Here is a 20,183-nt window from a genome sequence, read left to right on the forward strand (position 1 = left end):
GGGAGGACTCTCAGTCGAAGCGGAGCGGGATGTTGATGGTGATCCCCGGCGTCGGCGCCACATAGACCGGGGACGGCGGCGCGACATAGACCGGCCGCGGGCGCCGCACATAGTAGGTCGGCCGGTCGTCGTAGATCACCACCCGATCGCGATGCGGCCGCCAGTAATAGGCCGGCGGCCCGTCGCGCCAGTGCCGGTGGCGATGATGGCGCCAGTAGCCCCGATCGTCGTCATCATCATCGTCGTCGTCATCGTCGTCCGCGACCGCCGTCGCCGGATGCAGCAGCAGCGTCGGGGCGGCGGCGGTCAGGGCGAGCAGCGCCAGCAGGGACAGGCGCATCAGGGAGCGCTGCATGCCGGGCCTCAGTCGAAGCGCAGCGGGATGTTGACCGAGATGCCCGGGGCCGGCGCCACATAGACCGGGGGCGGCGGCGCGACGTAGACCGGCGCCGGACGCTCGTAATAGACCGGCGGCCGCTCGACATAAACCGGCGCCGGCTCGTAGTAGACCCGCGGACGCGGCCGCACCACGACCACGTCCGGGCCGCGATCGTAGTAGTAGCCGTGGTGGTGGCGCCACGGCGGCCCCCAGCCATGGCCACGCTTCCAGCCGTCGGCGAGGGCCGGGGTCGACACCGCCAGCGTGACCGCGACGGCGGTCAAGGCACCGGCCAGGATGCGGCGAGTCGAAATCATCAGGGTCCTATCCTTCTGCTGCCGGGCGGCCCCTGGGGCCGGACCCACCAACGCACGATCGACATAACGTTCGGTCGGTGGCTTCGATCCGGCCATAATCAAGGCATTTTCGTGGCATTATCGGCCGGCGGAGGCTCCCAGCCGAAGACGCTGCGGCCGCCATATTCGTGCGAGCGGCGGCGCTCGACCGCGATGTGCTCCGGCAGGGTTGGACCGGTGGCCTGCCGCTCGACCCGCCGCGCCTGGTCGTCGAGGCGACGGATCGCCTCCAGACGCTCGTCATTGCCGAGCTTGGCCTGGGCGACGGCCGCCTTCAGCACGGCGATGGTCTGGTCGTAGACCAGGGTCGGCACCGGATACGGGTGGCGGTCCTTGCCGCCATGGGCCAGGGAGAAGCGCCCGGGATCGGCGAAGCGGCAGGGTGCGCCGTGCACCACCTCCGCCACCATGGCGAGCGACCGCACGGTGCGGGCACCGACGCCGGGCACCAGCAGCAGCTCGGCGAAATCCTCCGGCGCCCGGTCCGCAGCGGCGGCCAGCGCGCCGTGCAGCCGGCGCAGGATCACGTCCTTTGGCCGAACATCGTGATGCGCCGGCATGACCAGATGCGGCAGGCCAGGCTGGGCCGGCGGCGGTGGCATCGCCCTCCCCTCCAGCGTCGCGACCTCGCCGACCAGGCGGTCGGGGCCGAGGTCGCGCAGCAGATCGAGCTGGCGGTGGCGCGAGGCCCGGGCCCGCCGGTCCGTCAGGTTGACGATCACGCCCTGGCCGGGCCCTTCGATCGCGGTATGCGGCGCCTCGACGAAGCTCTTCAGATCCTCGGAGTGCCAGTGGTAGCGGCGGGCCAGGCGGCTGTCGCCGTTCATGCCCTGCTGCACCACCACCCAACGCCCGTCATCGGCGACGATGAAGCCGTGCAGATAGAGGTCGAAGCCGTCCTGCACCGCGGCGCTGTCGACCTTGGCGACCATCCGGCTGGCCTGCGCCAGCGCCGCGCCGTCGAAGCCGACGCGCTCGCCGATCGCCACCAGCTCGTGCGGCGTCTGCCGCGAATGCTGGCCGCGGCCGCCGCAGACATGCAGGCCGAGCTCGCCGGCTAGCGGCTGCAGCCCGCGCTTCAGCGCGCCGACCACGCTGGTGGTGATGCCGGAGGAATGCCAGTCCATGCCCATCACGGCGCCGAAGGACTGGAACCAGAAGGGGTGGGCCAGGCGGCGCAGGAACTCGTCGCGGCCGTAATGGTGGATGATCGCCTGCGCGATCACCGCGCCCAGCCGGGCCATGCGCCGGCCCAGCCAGGCCGGCACCCGGCCGTAATGCAGGGGCAGATCGGCGCTGCCGGCCCGTCGCGTCACGGAACCTCCCGGAACAAAGATCGAACGATGTTAGCGCGGAGCGCAGGTTCCCGCCATAGGAGATGCCGGAGCTGACGGCGGCTAGTAGCCGCCCCCTCCCCCCATGCCGCCGGTGTTGGAGCCGCCCGCGCCCGAGTTGCTGCCCGTGCTGGAGGCCGAGGGCATCCGGTTCGGGCCGTGGCACTCGCCGGCGGCGAGGCCCAGCAGCAGGGCGAGAAGGAGACCGATGCGAAGGCCGGGCCGGAGACGAGACGAAGCCAGAGGAGCATGCGCCATGGCAGCGACTCCCATTCGGTCGGAAACCGGGTTTCGGATCTTTGAGGGCCGGTTCGACCGGCGGCCGCGAAAGGTTACGCCGCGGCCCGCGCCTTGCCGATCAGGGCGAGGATCTCGCTCGCCGCCTGCGGGATGTTGGTGCCCGGGCCGTAGACGGCGCTGACGCCGGCGGCCAGCAGCGTCTCATAATCCTGCGGCGGGATGACGCCGCCGCACACCACCAGGATGTCGCCGGCACCCTCGGCCTTCAACGCCTGCAGCAGCTGCGGCACCAGCGTCAGGTGCCCGGCCGCCTGGGACGACACGCCGACGACATGGACATCGTTCTCGATCGCCTGGCGCGCCGCCTCCTCCGGCGTCTGGAACAGCGGCCCGATGTCGACGTCGAAGCCGATATCGGCGAAGGCTGTGGCGATCACCTTGGCGCCGCGGTCGTGCCCGTCCTGGCCCAGCTTCACCACCAGCATGCGCGGCCGCCGCCCCTCGGCCTCGGCGAAGCGCGCCACCTCCTGCTGGATCCGGGCATAGCCCTCGTCGTCGGCGAAGGCGCCGCCATAGACGCCGGAGACGGAGCGGATCACGGCGCGGTGGCGGGTGAACACCTGTTCCAGCGCATCCGAGATCTCGCCGACCGTGGCCCGGGCGCGGGTGGCCTTGACCGCGAGGTCCAGCAGGTTGCCCTCGCCGCTCTTCGCCGCTTCGGCCAGCGCCGCCAGCGCCGCCCGGCAGGCGCCCTCGTCGCGTTCGGCCCGAATCTTCCTCAGCCGCGCCACCTGAGATTCGCGCACCGCCGAGTTGTCGATCGCCAGCACCTCGACATGGTCCGGCTTCTCCGGGACGTATTTGTTGACGCCGACGATGGTCTGCTCGCCGCGGTCGATCCGCGCCTGTCGGCGGGTCGCGCTTTCCTCGATCCGCAGCTTCGGCAGCCCGGCCTCGACCGCCTTGGTCATGCCGCCCATGGACTCGACCTCGTCGATCAGGGCGCGGGCCTTGTCCGCCAGCTCCCGCGTCAGCGCCTCGACATAGTAGCTGCCGCCGAGCGGGTCGACGGTGCGGGTCACGCCCGTCTCCTCGGCGATGATCAACTGGGTGTTGCGGGCGATGCGGGCCGAGAAGGGCGTGGGCAGGCCCAGCGCCTCGTCGAAGCTGTTGGTGTGCAGGCTCTGGGTCCCGCCCAGCACCGCGGCCAGCGCCTCGATCGTGGTGCGGATGACGTTGTTGTACGGATCCTGCTCGGTCAGCGACACGCCGGAGGTCTGGCAATGGGTGCGCAGCATCAGGCTCTCGGCCTTCTTCGGCGCGAACTTCTCCTGCATCAGCTGCGCCCAGAGCTGGCGGGCGGCGCGCAGCTTCGCCACCTCGGTGAAGAAATCCATGCCGATGGCGAAGAAGAAGGACAGGCGGCCGGCGAAGGCGTCGACGTCGAGCCCGCGCGAGATCGCGGCACGGACATAGTCCAGGCCGTCGGCCAGGGTGTAGGCCAGCTCCTGCACCGCCGTCGCCCCGGCCTCTTGCATGTGGTAGCCGGAGATCGAGATCGAGTTGAACTTCGGCATCCGCTGTGCCGTATAGGCGATGATGTCGGCGACGATCCGCATCGAGGGCCCGGGCGGGTAGATGTAGGTGTTCCGGACCATGAACTCCTTGAGGATGTCGTTCTGGATGGTGCCGGACAGCTTGGCCTCCGGCACCCCCTGCTCCTCCGCCGCCACGATGTAGCCGGCCAGCACCGGCAGCACGGCGCCGTTCATGGTCATCGACACCGACATGCGGTCGAGCGGGATGCCGTCGAATAGGATCTTCATGTCCTCGACGGAATCGATCGCCACCCCGGCCTTGCCGACATCGCCGACCACGCGCGGATGGTCGCTGTCGTAGCCGCGATGGGTGGCGAGGTCGAAGGCGACCGACAGCCCCATCTGCCCGGCCGCGAGATTGGCCCGGTAGAAGGCGTTCGATTCCTCGGCGGTGGAGAAGCCGGCGTACTGCCGGATGGTCCAGGGCCGGCCGGCATACATCGTCGCCCGCACGCCGCGGGTGAAGGGGGCGAAGCCCGGCAACTCCCCCGCTGTATCCGCCGGCACGTCCGCCGCGGTGTAGAGCGGCTTGACCGACACGCCCTCCGGCGTCTCGACCGACAGATCCTCGAGCGGGCGGTCGCGCAGCTCCTTCCGGGCCAGCGCCTCCCAATCGGCGAGAGTCCGCTTGTCGAAGGCGGTCATGGCGGCATTCCTCCTGTCTCGGGAGGGAGTATAGGAGCGGCGCCGGCCGCGGTCACGCGGCAGGCACGATTCTTTCGCCCGCCGGGTCGCCGGGCCTCACGGGCCAGACGAAGAGCCGGCAGCTGCGCCCTCCGACTTCGCGCGGGCCATGAAGGCCTTGATGTCGGCGACGATGTGCTTCGGCCGCTCCAGAAAGACGTAAAGCGGCACCCATGCATTTGCCTTCATCACCGGCCACCGGCGGAGCCAGGACCGCCAGCCTCTCCCGACATGGATGCCGAACCGCTCCGGGCGGTCGATCACCAGCGAGAGCTGACTGAATCTGACGAGATTGGCCCGGAACGAGATCATTCGTACGTCCGAGATCGCGTCCCAGGGCACCGACCAACCCTTGTTCGCGACAAAGTGCAAGCCTGCGTCGTCGAGGATCAGCTCGATGCGCCGCCGCCGCTTCCTTGCCAACGTCACGGCACCGACCGCCGACAGCCCGACCATCGCAGTGAACGTCATACCGATGGCCGGATGGACGAAGCCGGCCTGCCGTAGCGCGAGCTGGGCAAAGGCCAACAGAAAGCTCGAGACGCAGGAAGAGACCAGCGCCGCCAGCGCCAAGCCATCCTTCTGCCAGAGACGGCTCACGCGATGTACGACGACGCCCGGCGGCGATGCCCAACGCAGGCGGCGGAGGCGATGGGAGAGCCGTTCCAAGAGATCCCGCAGCCACAACGGCAGACACGCCAGGAACGTGAAGGCGCAGATGCCGGAGAGAATGGCCGGCTCCGCCCAGCTCTCGCCGCCGAGGCTCGGCAGGCGCCCGATGGAATAGATCAAGCCCACCAGGGCGACGCATGCGGGCGCGACAATGATCGGCCAAAAGACCGCCTGCAGCGCAACAAGGAGCACGCGGCGGTCCAGCGGCAGCAGCGTTCCGTCATCACGGCGTAATGTACGTCTGTAATTCGCCGAGAGCTGCGGCGCCGCGACGACACCCCCGTAACCGGCAAGCCAGGCGACGATGATGCCGGCGATTAGGACGATGGAGCCCCAGACGGTCTTAGAATTGTCCTGCCGCGATAAGGCGACGAGCGCGATCATCAGTATGGCCAGCAGCGACACGATGGCCGCCGCCCAGAGCGCGACGCGAATGCCGATTCGCAATGCGGACAAGATCAATGGACCCGCTTGATCGGAAAGAGGAAGGACTATGCTCCTCGAGCTGACGCAAAGCGGGACATCCGGTCAACGGCCGAAGGTTCCCTCGCTCAGTTCCGGCTCAACGCCATATGCGCGCCGAGGCCGACCAGGGCCGAGCCGCTGGCGAGGCGCAGCCACCGCGCCACCCGCTCGCTGCGGCGCAGCCGGGCCATCGCCCGGTCGACGCACAGGAGCGCGATCACGTCGGAGGCGAAGAACACGGCGTTGACGATCATCCCCAGGACCAGGAACTGGGCCCAGACCGGCAGCCCGGCGGCCGGGTCCACGAACTGAGGCAGGAAGGCGATAAAGAACAGCGCCGTCTTCGGGTTCAGGAGCTCGACCGTCACGCTCTCGGCGAAGGCGCGGCGCGCCGTCTTCTGCGCCAGCTGCGGCAGGGCGTCGCCGGACTGGCGGCTGCGCACCATGCGGATGCCGAGCCAGACCAGATAGGCGGCGCCGAAGATCTTCACCACCAGGAACAAGGTCGGCGACCAGCGGAACACCGCCGAGAGGCCAGCCGCGGCCGCGGCGACATGGACCAGGTCGCCGACCGCGATCCCGGTCGCGGCCCGGAACCCCGCCGCCCGGCCGCGCGCCAGCGTCTGGGCCACGGTGTAGAGGATCGCCGGCCCCGGGATGACCGCGATCAGCACCGTGGCGACAAAGAAGGGCAGCAGATGCGCGAGCGACGGCATGGAGGGGCCTCCGGCAGGTTGCCAGCCACCATAGCGCGGCTTCGCCTCGGCGTCAGGGCGGCATCCGGCAACCAAGCTTGAAGGCGATCTTCAGAGCAACCATAATCTAGCCAGACCTAGCTAGAGTGGTGAAGCCGTGACCACCGTCAACATCTTCGAGGCGAAATCCAGCCTCTCGCGCCTGGTGGCTGCCGTCGAAACAGGTCGCGAATCGGAAATCATCATCGCCCGCAACGGCCGCCCCGTGGCGCGCCTTGTCCCGATGGCCCCCGTCCCGGATGCCAGCCGCCGTCTCGGGCTGCTCGCCGGCCAGTATCCGACGATGACGCTCGAGGAGTTCGACGCCGAGAACGAGCGGATCGCGGCGCTGTTCGAAGATCAGGAGAAGTGAGGCTTCTGCTCGATACCCATGTCGCGATCTGGGCCCTGGTCTCGCCGGATGTGATGCCGGAGTCGATCCGGGCCCTGATCGCCGATCCGGCGAATGCCGTCCACATCTCCGCCGCGAGCATCTGGGAGATCGCGATCAAGCATTCGATGGCCCGGCGCAGCGCCCCTCCGTTTTCGGGGGCACAGGCGATCGGCTATTTCGAACAGGCGGGTTACGCGCTTCTGCCCGTATCGGCCGAGCATGCGGCCGGTGTCGAGGTCCTGCCTCCGCTCCATGCCGATCCCTTCGACCGGCTTCTCGTCGCACAGGCGCTGGCCGAACCTCTACGGCTGATCACTCACGACGACGCGGTTGCCGCTTACGACGGCTCGATTATCCATTTCTGAGCGATCCGCGGCGCTGTACCGCTCCTCGCAATGTCTTGACGTTGTCACAAATCCAGCTAGGAATGATTCGCAGATGGAGCGATGGCAACCGCCATGTCATTGGTGTAGGGGAAGGAATCCCGTGGCGGACCACGATCCCAACCCGCCCGTTTCTGCGATATAATCCTAGGTCGCAGCGGCGGGCAAAGTCGCTGCCACCGTTCGGAAGCGAGAGCACAGTCGGAGAGCGAGACCGTGAACGCAAGCGTCGGAAACCAAGGCACCGCGACGCATCCGGGCCCAATCAAACCGAAGCAGGTGTTCGTTACCGAGGGCATCGACCCGACCCTGGACCGGCCGAGCCTGGTGACGCGCTTCTTCATGCGCGTCGTCGCCTGGGCCGAGCGGCTCAACCTGAAATACACCAAGGTCGGCAACCCGCCGGTCTACGACACCGCCACCTTCCCATGGGTGGCCGAGATCGAGCGCGAATGGCCCCTGATCCGGGCCGAACTGGACAAGATCCTGCTGCGCCAGGACGAGCTGCCGAGCTTCCAGGACATCTCGTCCGACGTGAAGACAATCACCAAGGACAACCACTGGAAGACGTTCTTCCTGGCCGGCTACGGCGTCAGCTCGGAGAAGAACATCGCCCAGTGCCCGGAGACCTGGCGCGTCGTCCAGAAGATCCCGGGGCTGAAGACGGCGATGTTCTCGATCTTCGAGCCGGGCAAGCATCTGGCGCCGCATCGCGGCCCCTATAACGGCGTGCTGCGGCTGCACCTGCCGCTGCTGGTGCCGGAGCCGCGCGAGAAGCTGGCGATCCGCGTCGACAAGCAGATCTGCCACTGGACCGAGGGCCAGGCCCTGGTGTTCGACGACGCCTATGAGCACGAGGCCTGGAACCACACCGACAAGACCCGCGTGGTGCTGTTCATCGACTTCGTCAAGCCGCTGCGCTTCCCGGCGAAGCTGGTGAACTGGCTGCTCTTGAACCTGGCCGTCTTCACCCCCTTCATCCGCGAGGGGCAGGACGCGCACAAGGAGTGGGAAAAGAAGTTCTACGCCCAGGCGGAGGCCTTGCGGAACAAGAAGGCCTGAGGCCGCCTTACGCCCCCAGCCGCTCCACCACCGCGCCCGTCGTCGTGACCGCGGCGAATTCCGCCGCCAGCGTCGCCAGATGGGCGCGGTGCAGATCCTCCGCCGCGACCGTGCCGCCGGCGCCGTCCGGCAGGTCGAAGCAGGCGCAGGCGTCGCCGATCACGATCGTCCGGTAGCCCAGATTCGCCGCGACGCGGGCGGTGGTCGAGACGCACATGTCGGCGGTGAAGCCGAACAGCGCCACCGTGCCGACGCCGAGCCGCCGCAGCCGCAGGTCGAGATCGGTGCCGATGAAGGCGCAGTTCACCGACTTCGCCACCACCGGCTCGCCCTCCCGCGGCTCGAAGCCCGGGCGGAAGGCGTGGCCGGGATGGCTCGGCGCCAGGGTCGAGCCCGGCTCCACCGAATCGTGCCGGATGTGCAGCAGCGGCAGCCCCGCCCGCCGCCACGCCGCCAGCAGCCGCTGGCCGTTGGCGTCGAGATCCGGGTTGTTGCGCCGGCCCCAGGACGGCAGGCCGAAGCCGCGCTGCAGGTCGACCGGCAGCAGCGCCGCCCGGTGGGTCCAGAGATCGGGGACGACGGTCATGCTCTCTCCTCCATCTGTTGCGGAAGCGCCGTGGGCCCGGCCGCCGGCCGGAACCGCTCGCGATACTCGCGCGGCCCGACGCCGAGCCGCCGCAGGAAGGCCCGCCGCATGCCGTCGCCATTGCCGAAGCCGCAGGACCGGGCGATGGTCTCGCCCGGCAGGTTGGTCTCCTCCAGCCGGCGGCGCGCCGCCTCGACCCGCAGCTGCTCGACATAGGCGGCGGGCGTGGTGCCGATCTCGCGCAGGAAGGCACGGGCGAAGTTGCGCGGGCTCATCGCCGCCCGCGCCGCCAGCGCCGGCACCGACAGGTCGGCGTCGGGATGCGCCAGCATCCAGCCCTGCAGCGCCCGCAGCGGCCGCCGCTCCGCCGCCTGCCCGGCCAGGACGGCGCTGAACTGGGACTGGCCGCCGGGCCGCTTCAGGAACATCACCAGGTCACGGGCGGTGGCGAGCGCCAGATCCCGGCCATGGTCGGCCTCGACCAGGGCCAGCGCCAGGTCCATGCCGGCGGTGACGCCGGCCGAGGTCCAGACCGGGCCGTCCCGGACGAAGATCGGGTCGGGCTCGACCCGCACCGCCGGATAGCGCCGGCGCAGCCTGTCGCACCAGTTCCAATGCGTCGCCGCGCGGCGGCCGTCGAGCAGCCCGGCCTCGGCCAGCAGCAGCGCCCCGGTGCAGACCGAGCCGAGCCGTCGGATGCTCGGCGCCGCGGCCCGGAGCCAGGCGACGAGGGCCGGATCGGCGACGGCGTCCTCGATCCCGGTGCCGCCCGCGACCAGCAGCGTGTCGATGTCGTCCGCGGGCCGGTCGAGCCCGCGATCGGCCACCACCGCGAGGCCGGAATCGGCGCGCACGGGACCGGCCCGCGCCGCCAGGACCTCGACCGCATAGGCCGGTGGCAGCCCGCCGTCGCGCCGCAGGGCGGTGGCCGCGGCGAAGACCTCGAGCGGCCCGACGACGTCGAGCATCCCGACGCCGGGGAAGGCCAGCACGGCGATGCGCCGCGGAGAATTGCGGGTCGGCTCGGACATGCGGCGAGTGTGGCCGGACCGGCCGGATGGCAGCAACGACAGGATGCCGTCGGATTCTGCCAAATCCGGCCGGTGCTCACGCGGTCAGCCGGCGCGGGCCTTGCCCAGCGACTGCCAGGCCGCGAGCGCCAGGGCCAGCAGCGCCGCGGCCGGCGCCACCCAGGCATCCGGCGCCGACATCGCCCACAGCGTCGCCCCGGTGGCCGCGCACCACAGCACCGGTAGGACCATCAGCCCCCAGCGCGCCGGCCCGGCCGCGGCCAGCAGCAGGCCCAGCGTGCCGATGGCGGTGGGATCGGGGGCGACGCCGAAGATCTCAGCCTGCCGCCAGCCACGGCCGAGCAGCAGGCCGATCGCGGGTTGGAGCAGCAGCGCGAACAGGAAAATCCCGATCCCGGCCCGGCCGGCGAGGCCGAGCCGCGGCGGGGCGGAGAGGCGGTTGCTGATCACGCCCAGCCAGACCAGCAGCGCCGCCTGCGCCAGGAATCCGGCGGCGGCCCAGGGCGCGGCCCAGTTGATGGTGGCGTAGCGGTCGAGATGGAAGGCGATGGCGACCCAGGCCCAACAGGCGGCGAGGATGGCGGCCGCCGCCGATCCCCCGATCGGGCCGCCGCGCCGCAGCAGCATCAGCGCCGCGAGGCCGAGCAGGACGGAAGCGGTCTGCGCCGGCCAAATCGCGGCGTTGTAGAGCTCGAACAGCCGGTGGTAGGTGCGGGGAGAAAAGAGCAGGAAGTCGGAGAGTCGGTAGCTCCACCATTCCGACATCACAGCGCCTCGACATCGGCGGCCATGCGCCGGCGCATCGCCGCGTCCGGCATCGGGCCGCGGGCGACGCCGAGATTCTCGCGCACATGGTCGACGCGGGTGGTGGCCGGGATGGCGCAGGTGACGGCCGGGTGGGAGACGATGAACTTCAGCAGGATCTGCGCCCAGCTGCCGCAGCCGATCTCGCCGGCCCAGCCGGGCAGCGGCCCACCCTCGAAGTCTTGGATCAGGTCGCCCTGGCGGAACGGCCGGTTGACGATGACGCCGATGCCGCGATCCTGCGCCAGCGGCAGGATCCGGTCCTCCACCTCGCGGTCGAGGATGTTGTAGGTGATCTGGACGAAGTCGATCCGCCGGTCCCGCATGATCCGCTCGATTTCGCCGTGCCGCCGCCCCTCCGAGGTGGTGATCCCGATATAGCGCAGCTGTCCCTCCGCCTTCATGGCGAAGAGCGTGTCGAGATGCGCCTCCCACGCCAGCAGGTTGTGGACCTGCAGCAGGTCGAAGCGGGGGACGCCCCAGAACCGCCGGGACTCCTCGATCTGCCCTGGCCCCTCCTCGCCGGAGGAGGTCCAGACCTTCTCGGCCGAGAACAGGCTGGGCGGCCGGCCCAGCTTGGCGAGACCGTAGCCGATCACCGGCTGGGACGAGCCGTACATCGGCGAGGAATCGATCATCCGGCCGCCATCGGCGAAGAAGGCCCGCATCACCTCGGCGCAGTCGTCGCGCGCCTCCGGGTCGTCGCCGACATTGAAGGTGATCCAGGTGCCGAGCCCGACCACCGGCAGCGCCTCGCCGGTCGACGGGATCGGCCGGGTGATCGGGACCTCCTGCGCCGTCGCGGCCGGGACCGGCAGCAGCGGGGCGGCGCCGGATGCGGCGAGCGCGCCCAGCAGGGTACGGCGGCTGAGGGTCGGGGATCGCGTCATCACCTGCCTCCGTCTGCGGCATCGCCCCATGAAGATGGGGTCAGACCGCCTCGGCGCCATACCCGGGCTGGAAGCAGACGAATGCCGAGTGTATGGCGGCGCCGTCACTATTTCCTTCCGGTCCCGGTGTTCCTGCGCCAGCATTTGTTCCTACACTGCTGCCGGCCGGCGGGTCACGGACAGGGGGACGGGATGGGGAGTCGACGGAACAATCCGAGATCGATCGGTGGCGCGTTGGGAGCATGCCTGGCCGCTGCGCTTCTTGCGGGCGTGGCGCTATCGGCGGCGGCCGAGGAAGCGCCGGCCCCGGTGCTGAACGCCGGCGACCGCGTGCTGCAGTTCGACTGGCCGGTCCTGCGCATCGGCACCGGCGAGTACGAGGAGGGACCGACCGGCGTCACCGTGTTCCATTTCGACCGGCGGTCGCTGGCCGCGGTCGATGTCCGTGGCGGCGGGCCGGGCACCGTCAACACCGACTATCTGCGCCTGGGCTACGACGCGCCAGAGCTGGATGCGGTGGTGTTCTCCGGCGGCTCCTGGTACGGGCTCGAGGCCACCACCGCCGTCGCCTCGGCCCTCAAGGAGGACGGGGTCCGGGACGGGGACTGGACCAACCTGGCGCTATCGGTCGGCGCCATCATCTACGATCTCGGGCCCCGCCGGCTGAACGAGATCCTGCCCGACAAGCGGCTGGCCCAGGCCGCCTTCCGCGCTGCCCGGCCCGGCGCCTTCCCGCTGGGCGCGCAGGGCGCCGGACGGCTGGCCAAGACCGGCAGCCTGTTCGGCTGCAACGCCTTGTCCGGCCAGGGCGGCGCCTTCCGCCAGATCGGGCAGGTCAAGATTGCCGCCTTCGCCGTGGTCAACGCCTTGGGCGTGGTGACGAAGCGCGACGGCACCGTGGCCGCCTGCTATCCCGATTCGGGCTGGCCCAGCCCGCTGCGCACCGAGGCGCTGATGGCGGGCTACCCGGCCAGCCGCCAGCCGGGCTGGACCGGCGCGCCGAACGCGGACGCGCCGGCGCGCAACACCACGGTCAGCCTGATCGTCACCAACCAGAAGCTGAAGCCGGCCGAGCTGCAGCGCCTGGCGATCCAGGTGCACGGCTCGATGGGCCGGGCGCTGCAGCCCTTCGCCACCGAGTTCGACGGCGACGTGCTCTACGCCGTCTCGACCGGCGAGTTGGAGGACGAGGCCGCGATACTGCCGACGGTTGATCTCGGCGTCATCGGCGGCGAGGTGATGTGGGACGCGATCCTGGCCTCGGTGCCGGAGCAGCCGAAGCCGGCGACGCCCGCCGACAAGCCGGTGCTGCCGGCGGACAAGCTCGCGGCCTTGGCCGGCGACTATGTGTTCAGCCGCTTCGTCACGCTGAAGGTGACGGCCGAGGGCGACCGGCTGTTCGCCCAGGCGACCGGCGACCGCGCCGCCTATGCCATCGGCCGCGAGGAGCCGACGGAGCTGAAGCCGGTCTCGGCCACCGACTTCATGGTGCCGGGACGCTATCCCCTGACCCTGCGCTTCGAGGAGTCCGGCCGGCTGGTGGTCAACCCCGGGCACTGGCAGCAGATTGGGACTCGCCAGGGGTCGTGACGCCCATGTCGGTGTCGGCCTCCTCCGCCACCATCCTCAGCAGCCAGCGCCGGAACCTGGCCACCGGCGCCGCGTTCCAGCACTCCGCCGGCGCCGAGAACAGATAGGCGCCGAGCGAGACCGGGGCGAAGCTGCCGATCGCGACCAGCCGGCCGGCGGCGAGATCGTCGGCGGCGAGGAAGGGGTTGGCGAGGGCGATGCCCCGCCCGCGCCGGGGCGAAGGCGGCTCGGCAAGCGTGTCCTGGGCCATGGGCGCGCTCCGTCAGCGGGTCTGGGCACCCGGCCGAGCATCGGCGAGCTGCGGCTGCGAGCAATATCAGAGGTGTCCGCCGACCTACACCTCCCGCCAGTCCCGGAAAGCCGCGGCTTGGCCGTGCAGCGTGCCGGCCTCGTCGATCAACTGCCAGACGGTGGCGTTCTCGATCCAGAAGCGGCGCCTGGACTTGGCGATGCGCTGGCCGTGATAATCGCCGATGAAGCCGTCGCGGGTGACGGCGTCCAGCAGGCGCTGCCGTTCCGCCTGGTCCGGTGCCTCGGCCGAGAGGCGGGAGGGCAGCCCGGCGAACTCGTCCCAGCCGTATTCGAAGCAGGCTTGGGCCGCCCGGTTGGCGTAGACGAAGCGCGGATCGGCGTCGGTGTTGTGCGCCAGCACGCAGAAGGGCGCGTCCTCGTACAGCCAGCGCGCCTGCGCCGCGTCGTCGCCGGCGGCCACGCCCTCCGGCACCAGCGGCGCGCCGACCAGCCGGGCGTGGCTGCCGGCCAGGAGGCGGAGGAAGGCCGGATCGAGGGCCCATGCTCATGCGATGGACTCCGGGCGCGTCACGACGGCGACGGCATCGGAGCGACACGTCGGACATGCAGCGCAACCGAGCAAGACGGCAGCCCTGCGGCACGATGTCCGCCCCGACGCGAAAGATCGGGCCACCGCGCCCGAATCCACCCCGAGAGCCCATCGGATGTTGATATAAAGATATCTTTATGTCATTACATAGGGCCCGACCCGGAACCGCCGGCCGTTCGCCATGACCACGCGCGTCGAATCCTTCGATATCCCGCTGGAGCCGGTCGACGGCGCCCCAGTTGACGGCAAAGAGGTTCTGGCCGCGCTGACCGCGGCGGCGCGCGAGCGCGTGCTGATCCTGGACGGAGCCATGGGCACCCAGATCCAGGGGCTGGGCTTCGGCGAGGAGCATTTCCGCGGCACCCATTTCGCCGGCTGCAACTGCCACCTGCAGGGCAACAACGACCTGCTGACCCTGACCCAGCCGGACGCGATCGAGGCGATCCATTTCGGCTACGCGGTCGCCGGCGCCGACATCCTCGAGACCAACACCTTCTCCTCCACCTCGATCGCCCAGGCCGATTACGGCATGGAGAAGGTGGTCTACGACCTGAACCGCGAGGGCGCGCGGCTGGCCCGCCGGGCCGCGGCCAAGGCCCGGTCGCTGGACGGCCGCCGCCGCTTCGTCGCCGGCGCGCTGGGGCCAACCAACCGCACCGCCTCAATCTCGCCGGACGTCAACAACCCGGGCTACCGCGCGGTCACCTTCGACCAGCTGCGCGACGCCTATGCCGAGCAGGTGCGCGGCCTGGTCGACGGCGGCGCCGAGATCATCCTGATCGAGACCATCTTCGACACGCTGAACGCCAAGGCGGCGATCTTCGGCACCGAGCTGGTCTTCGCCGAGAAGGGCGTGCGGCTGCCGGTGATGATCTCCGGCACCATCACCGACCTGTCGGGCCGCACCCTGTCGGGGCAGACGCCGACCGCCTTCTGGCATTCGGTGCGGCACGCCCGGCCCTTCACCATCGGCCTGAACTGCGCGCTGGGCGCCAACGCCATGCGGGCGCATCTGGCCGAGATCGCGGAAGCCGCCGACACCTTCGTCTGCGCCTATCCCAATGCCGGGCTGCCGAACGAGTTCGGCCAGTACGACGAGACGCCGGAGGCGATGGCCGCCCAGATCCGCGGCTTCGCCGAGGAAGGGCTGGTCAACATCGTCGGCGGCTGCTGCGGGTCGACCCCCGACCACATCCGCGCCATCGCCGATGCGGTGGCGGACCTGCCGCCGCGCCAAGTGCCGACGGTCGAGCCGCTGATGCGGCTGTCGGGCCTGGAGCCGTTCACGCTCACCTCCGACATCCCCTTCGTGAATGTCGGCGAGCGCACCAACGTCACCGGCTCGGCCCGCTTCCGGAAGCTGATCACCGCCGGGGACTACGCCGCGGCGCTGGAGGTGGCGCGCGACCAGGTGGCCAACGGCGCCCAGGTCATCGACATCAACATGGACGAGGGCCTGATCGATTCCGAGAAGGCCATGGTCGAGTTCCTGAACCTGGTCGCGGCCGAGCCCGACATCGCCCGCGTGCCGGTGATGATCGACAGCTCGAAATTCTCGGTGATCGAGGCCGGGCTGAAATGCGTCCAGGGCAAGCCCCTGGTCAATTCGATCTCGCTGAAGGAGGGCGAGGAGGCCTTCCTGCACCATGCCCGGCTGGTGCGCGCCTATGGCGCCGCCGTGGTGGTGATGGCCTTCGACGAGGCCGGCCAGGCCGACACGCTGGAGCGCAAGGTCGAGATCTGCGGCCGCGCCTACAAGCTGCTGACCGAGGAGGCCGGCTTCCCGCCCGAGGACATCGTCTTCGACCCCAACATCTTCGCGGTCGCGACCGGGATCGAGGAGCACAACGGCTACGGCGTCGCCTTCATCGAGGCGACGCGGCGGATCCGCCGGACCCTGCCGCACGCCCATGTCTCGGGCGGCGTCTCCAACCTCTCCTTCTCCTTCCGCGGCAACGAGCCGGTGCGGGAGGCGATGCACGCGGTGTTCTTGTACCACGCCATCCAGGCCGGCATGGACATGGGCATCGTCAATGCCGGGCAGCTGGCGGTCTACGAATCGATCGAGCCGGAGCTGCGCGAGGCCTGCGAGGACGTGGTCCTCAACCGCCGCGACGACGCCACCGAGCGCCTGCTGGCCCTGGCCGAGCGCTTCAAGGGCGGCGGCCGCGAGGTCAAGGAGAAGGACCTGTCCTGGCGCCAGCAGCCGGTCGGCAAGCGGCTGGAGCACGCCCTGGTCAACGGCATCACCGAGTTCATCGAGGCCGATGTCGAGGAGGCGCGGCAGCAGGCCGAGCGGCCGCTGCACGTGATCGAAGGCCCGCTGATGGCCGGCATGAACGTGGTCGGCGACCTGTTCGGCGCCGGCAAGATGTTCTTGCCCCAGGTGGTGAAGTCGGCCCGCGTGATGAAGCAGGCCGTGGCCTATCTGCTGCCCTATATGGAGGCGGAGAAGGCGGCCAATGGCGGCGGCGAGCGGCGCAGCGCCGGCAAGGTGCTGATGGCGACGGTCAAGGGCGACGTGCACGACATCGGCAAGAACATCGTCGGCGTCGTCCTGGCCTGCAACAACTACGAGATCATCGATCTCGGGGTCATGGTGCCGGCGACGAAGATCCTGGAGACGGCGAAGGCCGAGAAGGTCGACATCATCGGCCTGTCCGGGCTGATCACCCCGTCGCTGGACGAGATGGCGCATGTGGCGGCGGAGATGGAGCGCGAGGGTTTCGACATCCCGCTGCTGATCGGTGGCGCCACGACAAGCCGCGTCCACACCGCGGTGAAGATCCACCCGCGCTATTCCCGCGGCCAGGCAATCCATGTCAACGACGCCAGCCGGGCGGTCGGCGTGGTCTCGAGCCTGCTGTCGCCGGAGGCGCGCGACGCCTATGTCGAGAATGTGTGCGCCGAATACCACAAGGTCGCCGAGGGCCATGCCAGGGCCGAGGCGGAGAAGCAGCGGCTGCCGCTGGCCCAGGCGCGGGCCAGCGCCTTCCGGCCGGACTGGGCGGCCTATGACCCGCCGAAGCCCGGCTTCCTCGGCACCCGCGCGTTCGAGGACTACGACCTGGGCGAGCTGGCGCGCTACATCGACTGGACGCCGTTCTTCCAGACCTGGGAGCTGAAGGGCCGCTATCCGGCGATCCTGCAGGACGAGAAGCAGGGCCCGGCGGCGCGGCAGCTGTTCCAGGACGCCCAGGCGATGCTGGCCCGCATCGTCGAGGAGCGCTGGTTCAGGCCGAAGGCGGTGATCGGCTTCTGGCCCGCCGCCGCGGTCGGCGACGACATCCGCCTGTTCACCGACGAGGATCGGCAGAAGGAGCTGGCCACCTTCTTCACCCTGCGGCAGCAGCTGTCGAAGCGCGACGGCCGGCCGCGGCTGGCCCTGGCCGATTTCGTCGCCCCACCCGAGACCGGCAAGCCCGACTATCTCGGCGGTTTCGTCGTCACCGCCGGGATCGAAGAGGAGGCGATCGCCAACCACTTCGCCCGCGCCAATGACGACTATTCCTCGATCCTTGTGAAAGCGCTGGCCGACCGCATCGCCGAGGCCTTCGCCGAGGCCATGCACCAGCGCGTGCGCCGCGAGTTCTGGGGCTACGCCCCGGACGAGGCGTTCACGCCGGAGGAGCTGATCGCCGAGCCCTATCGCGGCATCCGCCCGGCCCCGGGCTATCCCGCCCAGCCGGACCACACCGAGAAGGTGACGCTGTTCCGGCTGCTCGACGCCGAGGCGCGGATCGGCGTGCGCCTGACCGAGAGCTACGCGATGTGGCCCGGCTCCTCGGTCTCCGGCCTCTACCTGGCGCATCCGGAGTCCTACTATTTCGGCGTCGCCAAGGTGGAGCGCGACCAGGTCGTGGACTATGCCCGCCGCAAGGGCATGCCGGTGGCCGAGGTCGAGCGCTGGCTGGGGCCGATCCTGAACTACACCCCCGCCCCGCTGGTCGAGGCGGCGGAGTAGGCGGCGGGCCCCTCTGCACCTCCCGTCCTCGTCATCCCCGCGAAAGCGGGGATCTCATCACAGCAAGACCGGAAGGAGATTCCCGCTTTCGTGGGAATGACGTCCAGGGGATGGGAAAGGGCGCGACGTCCTCTGCCTATCCCGCCCCACCCTCCTGATACTCCGCCAAACGCTGCAGCAGGCCGCCGGCCGCGATCAGCTGCGCCCGCTCTTCCGCCGTCAGGCAGGCGGCCGCCGCTTCGGCCATCCAGGCCTCGCGGCGGCTGCGGTTGGCCAGCACCGCCTGCGCGCCGGCATCGGTGATCACCACATGCAGCCGGCGGCGGTCGCCGGCATCGGCCTCGCGCCGGACCATCCCCTCCTTCTCCAGCCCGCGCAGCAGGGCGGCGACGTTGGATGAGCGCAGCCCCTCGACGGTGCCGAGCTCCGTCGGGCTCGCCGTTCCCCCCAGGCGCAGCAGCGCGCCAAGCAGCATCAGCTTCGACAGCGGCAGGTCGCCGCTGTCGGATTCGCGCCGCAGCCGCCGCAGCAACGCCATCAGCTGCAGCCGGAAGGCGCCGAGCTGCTCGCGCTCGGTCGGAGAGATCTGGTCCGGGTCGATCATTTTGCTATTCTGATATAGCTAAAACGCCATAGCCATTCGAGACGGCCGGTTCCAGGATGATGCCATGGACGGCGGGCGCCGCAGGCGTCCGTCGTGAAATGCGAGGTCTCGCCCGTGTCCTCCCTGCCCGACGGCCTGCCCCTGCCCCGCCGCAGATGGGCCTTCGCCACCGTGGTGCTCGGCATCATGCTCGCCGTGCTCGACGGCTCCGTCGCCAATGTGGCGCTGCCGACGATCGCGGCGGAGTTCCGGGCCAGCCCGTCGATGTCGATCTGGATCGTCAACGCCTATCAGCTGGCGGTCGTGGTCTCGCTGCTGCCGCTGGCGGGGCTGGGCGAGATCGTCGGCTACCGCCGGATCTATGTCGGCGGCCTCGCCCTGTTCACCGTCGCCTCGCTGGCCTGCGCCCTGTCGGACTCGCTGCTGGCGCTGACCCTCTCCCGCGTCGCCCAGGGCTTCGGCGCCGCCGGGATCATGAGCGTCAACACCGCGCTGATCCGCTACATCTTCCCGCGCGCCCGGCTGGGCCATGTGCTGGGCGTCAACGCCATGATCGCGGCCAGCGCCTCCACCATCGGCCCCAGCTTCGCCGGCGCCCTGCTGTCGGTCGCCTCCTGGCCCTGGCTGTTCGCGATCAACCTGCCGCTCGGCGTCGCCGCGATCGTCATCGGCAGCCGCAACCTGCCGGAGAGCGACCTGGCCGACCGGCGCTTCGACCTGCTGAGCGCGCTGCTCTCCGCCGCCACCTTCGGCCTGCTGATCACCGGCATCGACAGCATCGCCCATGCGCTCGACTGGCCGCTGATCGCGCTGCAGTTCGGCCTGTGCCTCGTCGCCGGCCTCTGGCTGGTGCGGCGGCAACTGGCCCAGGCCACGCCGCTGCTGCCGCTGGACCTGCTGCGCATCCCGGTGGTCGGGCTGTCGGTCGCCACCTCGATCAGCTCCTTCGCGGCGCAGATGGCGGCCTTCGTCGCGCTGCCCTTCCTGCTGCAGACCGGCTTCGGCTTCTCCCCGGCCGAGGTCGGAATGCTGATGATTCCCTGGCCGCTGGCGGTCGCGGTCACCGCGCCCTTCGCCGGCCGCCTGGCCGACCGGCATCCGCCCGGCCTCCTGGGCGGCATCGGCCTCGCCCTCCTGGCCATCGGCCTGGTGCTGCTGGCGACCCTGCCAGAGGATCCCTCCCTCTTCGGCGTCGTCTGGCGCATGGCGCTGTGCGGCGCCGGCTTCGGCCTGTTCCAGTCGCCCAACAACCGGGTGATGATCGGATCGGCCCCGCGCAGCCGCAGCGGCGCCGCCAGCGGCATGCTGGGCACCGCCCGCCTGCTGGGCCAGGCCACCGGCGCCGCGCTGGTGGCGCTGCTGTTCGCGCATTTCCCCGACCATGGCAGCCGGGCGGCGCTGCTGACCGCAGCCGGGCTGGCCACCGCCGCCATGGTGGTCAGCTGCCTACGCCTGGCAACCCCGGCCTATGCCGCGGACGAGCCGGCCCCGGAGCCGCGGGACGCCGCCGCGAGCCGCTGACGCGCGGGAGCGTTGCGTCCGCCGCCCTTGCGCCGCGGGCGGGAATGGCGT

20 protein-coding genes are annotated in these 20,183 nt (G+C 70.3%); 6 read left to right on the plus strand and 14 right to left on the minus strand.

Going from position 1 to position 20,183, the window contains the following annotated elements; genetic code table 11:
* Positions 1-10: 10 nt before the first annotated feature.
* From KXR53_RS16845 to KXR53_RS16875, 7 genes are all read right to left on the minus strand, one after another.
* Complete coding sequence (locus KXR53_RS16845; RefSeq protein WP_437376394.1) at positions 11-355, minus strand: hypothetical protein; 345 nt, start codon at positions 353-355, stop codon at positions 11-13.
* Positions 356-363: 8 nt separating this feature from the next.
* The gene (locus KXR53_RS16850) at positions 364-696 is read right to left on the minus strand and encodes a hypothetical protein (RefSeq protein ID WP_437376395.1); all 333 of its coding nucleotides are present in this window, start codon (positions 694-696) and stop codon (positions 364-366) included.
* Positions 697-794: 98 nt separating this feature from the next.
* Positions 795-2,051: a DUF763 domain-containing protein gene (locus KXR53_RS16855; RefSeq protein ID WP_437376396.1), complete on the minus strand. Its 1,257-nt coding sequence runs from the start codon at positions 2,049-2,051 to the stop codon at positions 795-797.
* Between the two features lie 81 nt (positions 2,052-2,132).
* Positions 2,133-2,327 (minus strand): hypothetical protein, encoded by a 195-nt coding sequence (locus tag KXR53_RS16860; RefSeq protein ID WP_437376397.1) that lies wholly within the window; start codon positions 2,325-2,327, stop codon positions 2,133-2,135.
* A 74-nt stretch (positions 2,328-2,401) separates the two neighbouring features.
* On the minus strand, positions 2,402-4,552 hold the full coding sequence (gene scpA, locus KXR53_RS16865; protein ID WP_437376398.1) for a methylmalonyl-CoA mutase: 2,151 nt from the start codon (positions 4,550-4,552) through the stop codon (positions 2,402-2,404).
* A 96-nt stretch (positions 4,553-4,648) separates the two neighbouring features.
* Entirely contained in the window at positions 4,649-5,725 is a 1,077-nt protein-coding gene (locus tag KXR53_RS16870) for a hypothetical protein (RefSeq protein WP_437376399.1), read from the minus strand.
* 89 nt (positions 5,726-5,814) lie between these two features.
* Positions 5,815-6,444, minus strand: a complete 630-nt coding sequence (locus KXR53_RS16875; RefSeq protein ID WP_437376400.1) for a LysE family translocator — start codon at positions 6,442-6,444, stop codon at positions 5,815-5,817.
* Positions 6,445-6,580: 136 nt separating this feature from the next.
* Here KXR53_RS16875 and KXR53_RS16880 point away from each other — a divergent pair, with 136 nt between their 5' ends.
* The 3 genes from KXR53_RS16880 (at position 6,581) to KXR53_RS16890 (ending at position 8,301) form a co-directional block, all read left to right on the plus strand.
* Complete coding sequence (locus KXR53_RS16880) at positions 6,581-6,835, plus strand: type II toxin-antitoxin system Phd/YefM family antitoxin (protein WP_437376401.1); 255 nt, start codon at positions 6,581-6,583, stop codon at positions 6,833-6,835.
* On the plus strand, positions 6,832-7,221 hold the full coding sequence (locus tag KXR53_RS16885) for a type II toxin-antitoxin system VapC family toxin (protein ID WP_437376402.1): 390 nt from the start codon (positions 6,832-6,834) through the stop codon (positions 7,219-7,221). The genes KXR53_RS16880 and KXR53_RS16885 overlap by 4 nt, the downstream gene beginning before the upstream one ends.
* A gap of 234 nt (positions 7,222-7,455) precedes the next feature.
* Positions 7,456-8,301 carry an aspartyl/asparaginyl beta-hydroxylase domain-containing protein gene (locus tag KXR53_RS16890; protein ID WP_437376403.1) on the plus strand — a complete coding sequence of 282 codons (846 nt, stop codon included), beginning with the start codon at positions 7,456-7,458 and terminating at the stop codon, positions 8,299-8,301.
* 7 nt (positions 8,302-8,308) lie between these two features.
* Here KXR53_RS16890 and KXR53_RS16895 read toward each other — a convergent pair whose 3' ends face one another.
* From KXR53_RS16895 to KXR53_RS16910, 4 genes are all read right to left on the minus strand, one after another.
* Positions 8,309-8,887, minus strand: coding sequence for a cysteine hydrolase family protein (locus KXR53_RS16895; RefSeq protein WP_437376404.1), 579 nt, complete (start codon positions 8,885-8,887; stop codon positions 8,309-8,311).
* Complete coding sequence (locus KXR53_RS16900; RefSeq protein WP_437376405.1) at positions 8,884-9,918, minus strand: GlxA family transcriptional regulator; 1,035 nt, start codon at positions 9,916-9,918, stop codon at positions 8,884-8,886. Before KXR53_RS16900 ends, KXR53_RS16895 begins: the two co-directional genes overlap by 4 nt.
* A gap of 84 nt (positions 9,919-10,002) precedes the next feature.
* Positions 10,003-10,683, minus strand: coding sequence for a DUF6064 family protein (locus KXR53_RS16905; protein ID WP_437376406.1), 681 nt, complete (start codon positions 10,681-10,683; stop codon positions 10,003-10,005).
* Positions 10,683-11,612, minus strand: coding sequence for an aldo/keto reductase (locus tag KXR53_RS16910; protein WP_437376407.1), 930 nt, complete (start codon positions 11,610-11,612; stop codon positions 10,683-10,685). The genes KXR53_RS16905 and KXR53_RS16910 overlap by 1 nt, the downstream gene beginning before the upstream one ends.
* Before the next feature lie 234 nt (positions 11,613-11,846).
* On the opposite strand from KXR53_RS16910, the gene KXR53_RS16915 reads away from it, so the two are divergent.
* Positions 11,847-13,202, plus strand: coding sequence for a P1 family peptidase (locus tag KXR53_RS16915; protein WP_437376408.1), 1,356 nt, complete (start codon positions 11,847-11,849; stop codon positions 13,200-13,202).
* On the opposite strand, the gene KXR53_RS16920 is transcribed toward KXR53_RS16915, so the two are convergent.
* Together KXR53_RS16920 and KXR53_RS16925 are read right to left on the minus strand one after the other, a co-directional pair.
* Positions 13,156-13,452 carry a hypothetical protein gene (locus tag KXR53_RS16920; protein WP_437376409.1) on the minus strand — a complete coding sequence of 99 codons (297 nt, stop codon included), beginning with the start codon at positions 13,450-13,452 and terminating at the stop codon, positions 13,156-13,158. The genes KXR53_RS16915 and KXR53_RS16920 overlap by 47 nt on opposite strands.
* Positions 13,453-13,536: 84 nt before the next feature.
* A complete protein-coding gene (locus KXR53_RS16925) occupies positions 13,537-13,965 on the minus strand; it encodes an MEKHLA domain-containing protein (protein WP_437376430.1) in 429 nt (142 codons plus the stop codon).
* A 259-nt stretch (positions 13,966-14,224) separates the two neighbouring features.
* Between KXR53_RS16925 and metH the strand changes: the two genes are divergently transcribed.
* A complete protein-coding gene (metH, locus tag KXR53_RS16930) occupies positions 14,225-18,007 on the plus strand; it encodes a methionine synthase (protein ID WP_437376410.1) in 3,783 nt (1,260 codons plus the stop codon).
* A 136-nt stretch (positions 18,008-18,143) separates the two neighbouring features.
* Here metH and KXR53_RS16935 read toward each other — a convergent pair whose 3' ends face one another.
* Positions 18,144-18,611, minus strand: coding sequence for a MarR family transcriptional regulator (locus KXR53_RS16935; RefSeq protein WP_437376411.1), 468 nt, complete (start codon positions 18,609-18,611; stop codon positions 18,144-18,146).
* A gap of 114 nt (positions 18,612-18,725) precedes the next feature.
* On the opposite strand from KXR53_RS16935, the gene KXR53_RS16940 reads away from it, so the two are divergent.
* Positions 18,726-20,132, plus strand: a complete 1,407-nt coding sequence (locus KXR53_RS16940) for an MFS transporter (RefSeq protein WP_437376412.1) — start codon at positions 18,726-18,728, stop codon at positions 20,130-20,132.
* The last annotated feature ends 51 nt before the right edge of the window (positions 20,133-20,183 follow it).

Source organism: Inquilinus limosus, from assembly GCF_051487185.1.
GTDB classification, from domain to species: Bacteria; Pseudomonadota; Alphaproteobacteria; order DSM-16000; family Inquilinaceae; genus Inquilinus; species Inquilinus limosus_F.

Excerpts from the sequence above, each read along its gene's own strand:
- KXR53_RS16845 (WP_437376394.1), bottom strand. The coding sequence starts at position 355 with ATGCAGCGCTCCCTGATGCGCCTGTCCCTGCTGGCGCTGCTCGCCCTG.
- KXR53_RS16850 (WP_437376395.1), bottom strand. The coding sequence starts at position 696 with ATGATTTCGACTCGCCGCATCCTGGCCGGTGCCTTGACCGCCGTCGCG.
- KXR53_RS16860 (WP_437376397.1), bottom strand. The coding sequence starts at position 2,327 with ATGGCGCATGCTCCTCTGGCTTCGTCTCGTCTCCGGCCCGGCCTTCGC.
- scpA (WP_437376398.1), bottom strand. The coding sequence starts at position 4,552 with ATGACCGCCTTCGACAAGCGGACTCTCGCCGATTGGGAGGCGCTGGCC.
- KXR53_RS16875 (WP_437376400.1), bottom strand. The coding sequence starts at position 6,444 with ATGCCGTCGCTCGCGCATCTGCTGCCCTTCTTTGTCGCCACGGTGCTG.
- KXR53_RS16895 (WP_437376404.1), bottom strand. The coding sequence starts at position 8,887 with ATGACCGTCGTCCCCGATCTCTGGACCCACCGGGCGGCGCTGCTGCCG.
- KXR53_RS16900 (WP_437376405.1), bottom strand. The coding sequence starts at position 9,918 with ATGTCCGAGCCGACCCGCAATTCTCCGCGGCGCATCGCCGTGCTGGCC.
- KXR53_RS16905 (WP_437376406.1), bottom strand. The coding sequence starts at position 10,683 with ATGTCGGAATGGTGGAGCTACCGACTCTCCGACTTCCTGCTCTTTTCT.
- KXR53_RS16910 (WP_437376407.1), bottom strand. The coding sequence starts at position 11,612 with ATGACGCGATCCCCGACCCTCAGCCGCCGTACCCTGCTGGGCGCGCTC.
- KXR53_RS16920 (WP_437376409.1), bottom strand. The coding sequence starts at position 13,452 with ATGGCCCAGGACACGCTTGCCGAGCCGCCTTCGCCCCGGCGCGGGCGG.
- metH (WP_437376410.1), top strand. The coding sequence starts at position 14,225 with ATGACCACGCGCGTCGAATCCTTCGATATCCCGCTGGAGCCGGTCGAC.
- KXR53_RS16935 (WP_437376411.1), bottom strand. The coding sequence starts at position 18,611 with ATGATCGACCCGGACCAGATCTCTCCGACCGAGCGCGAGCAGCTCGGC.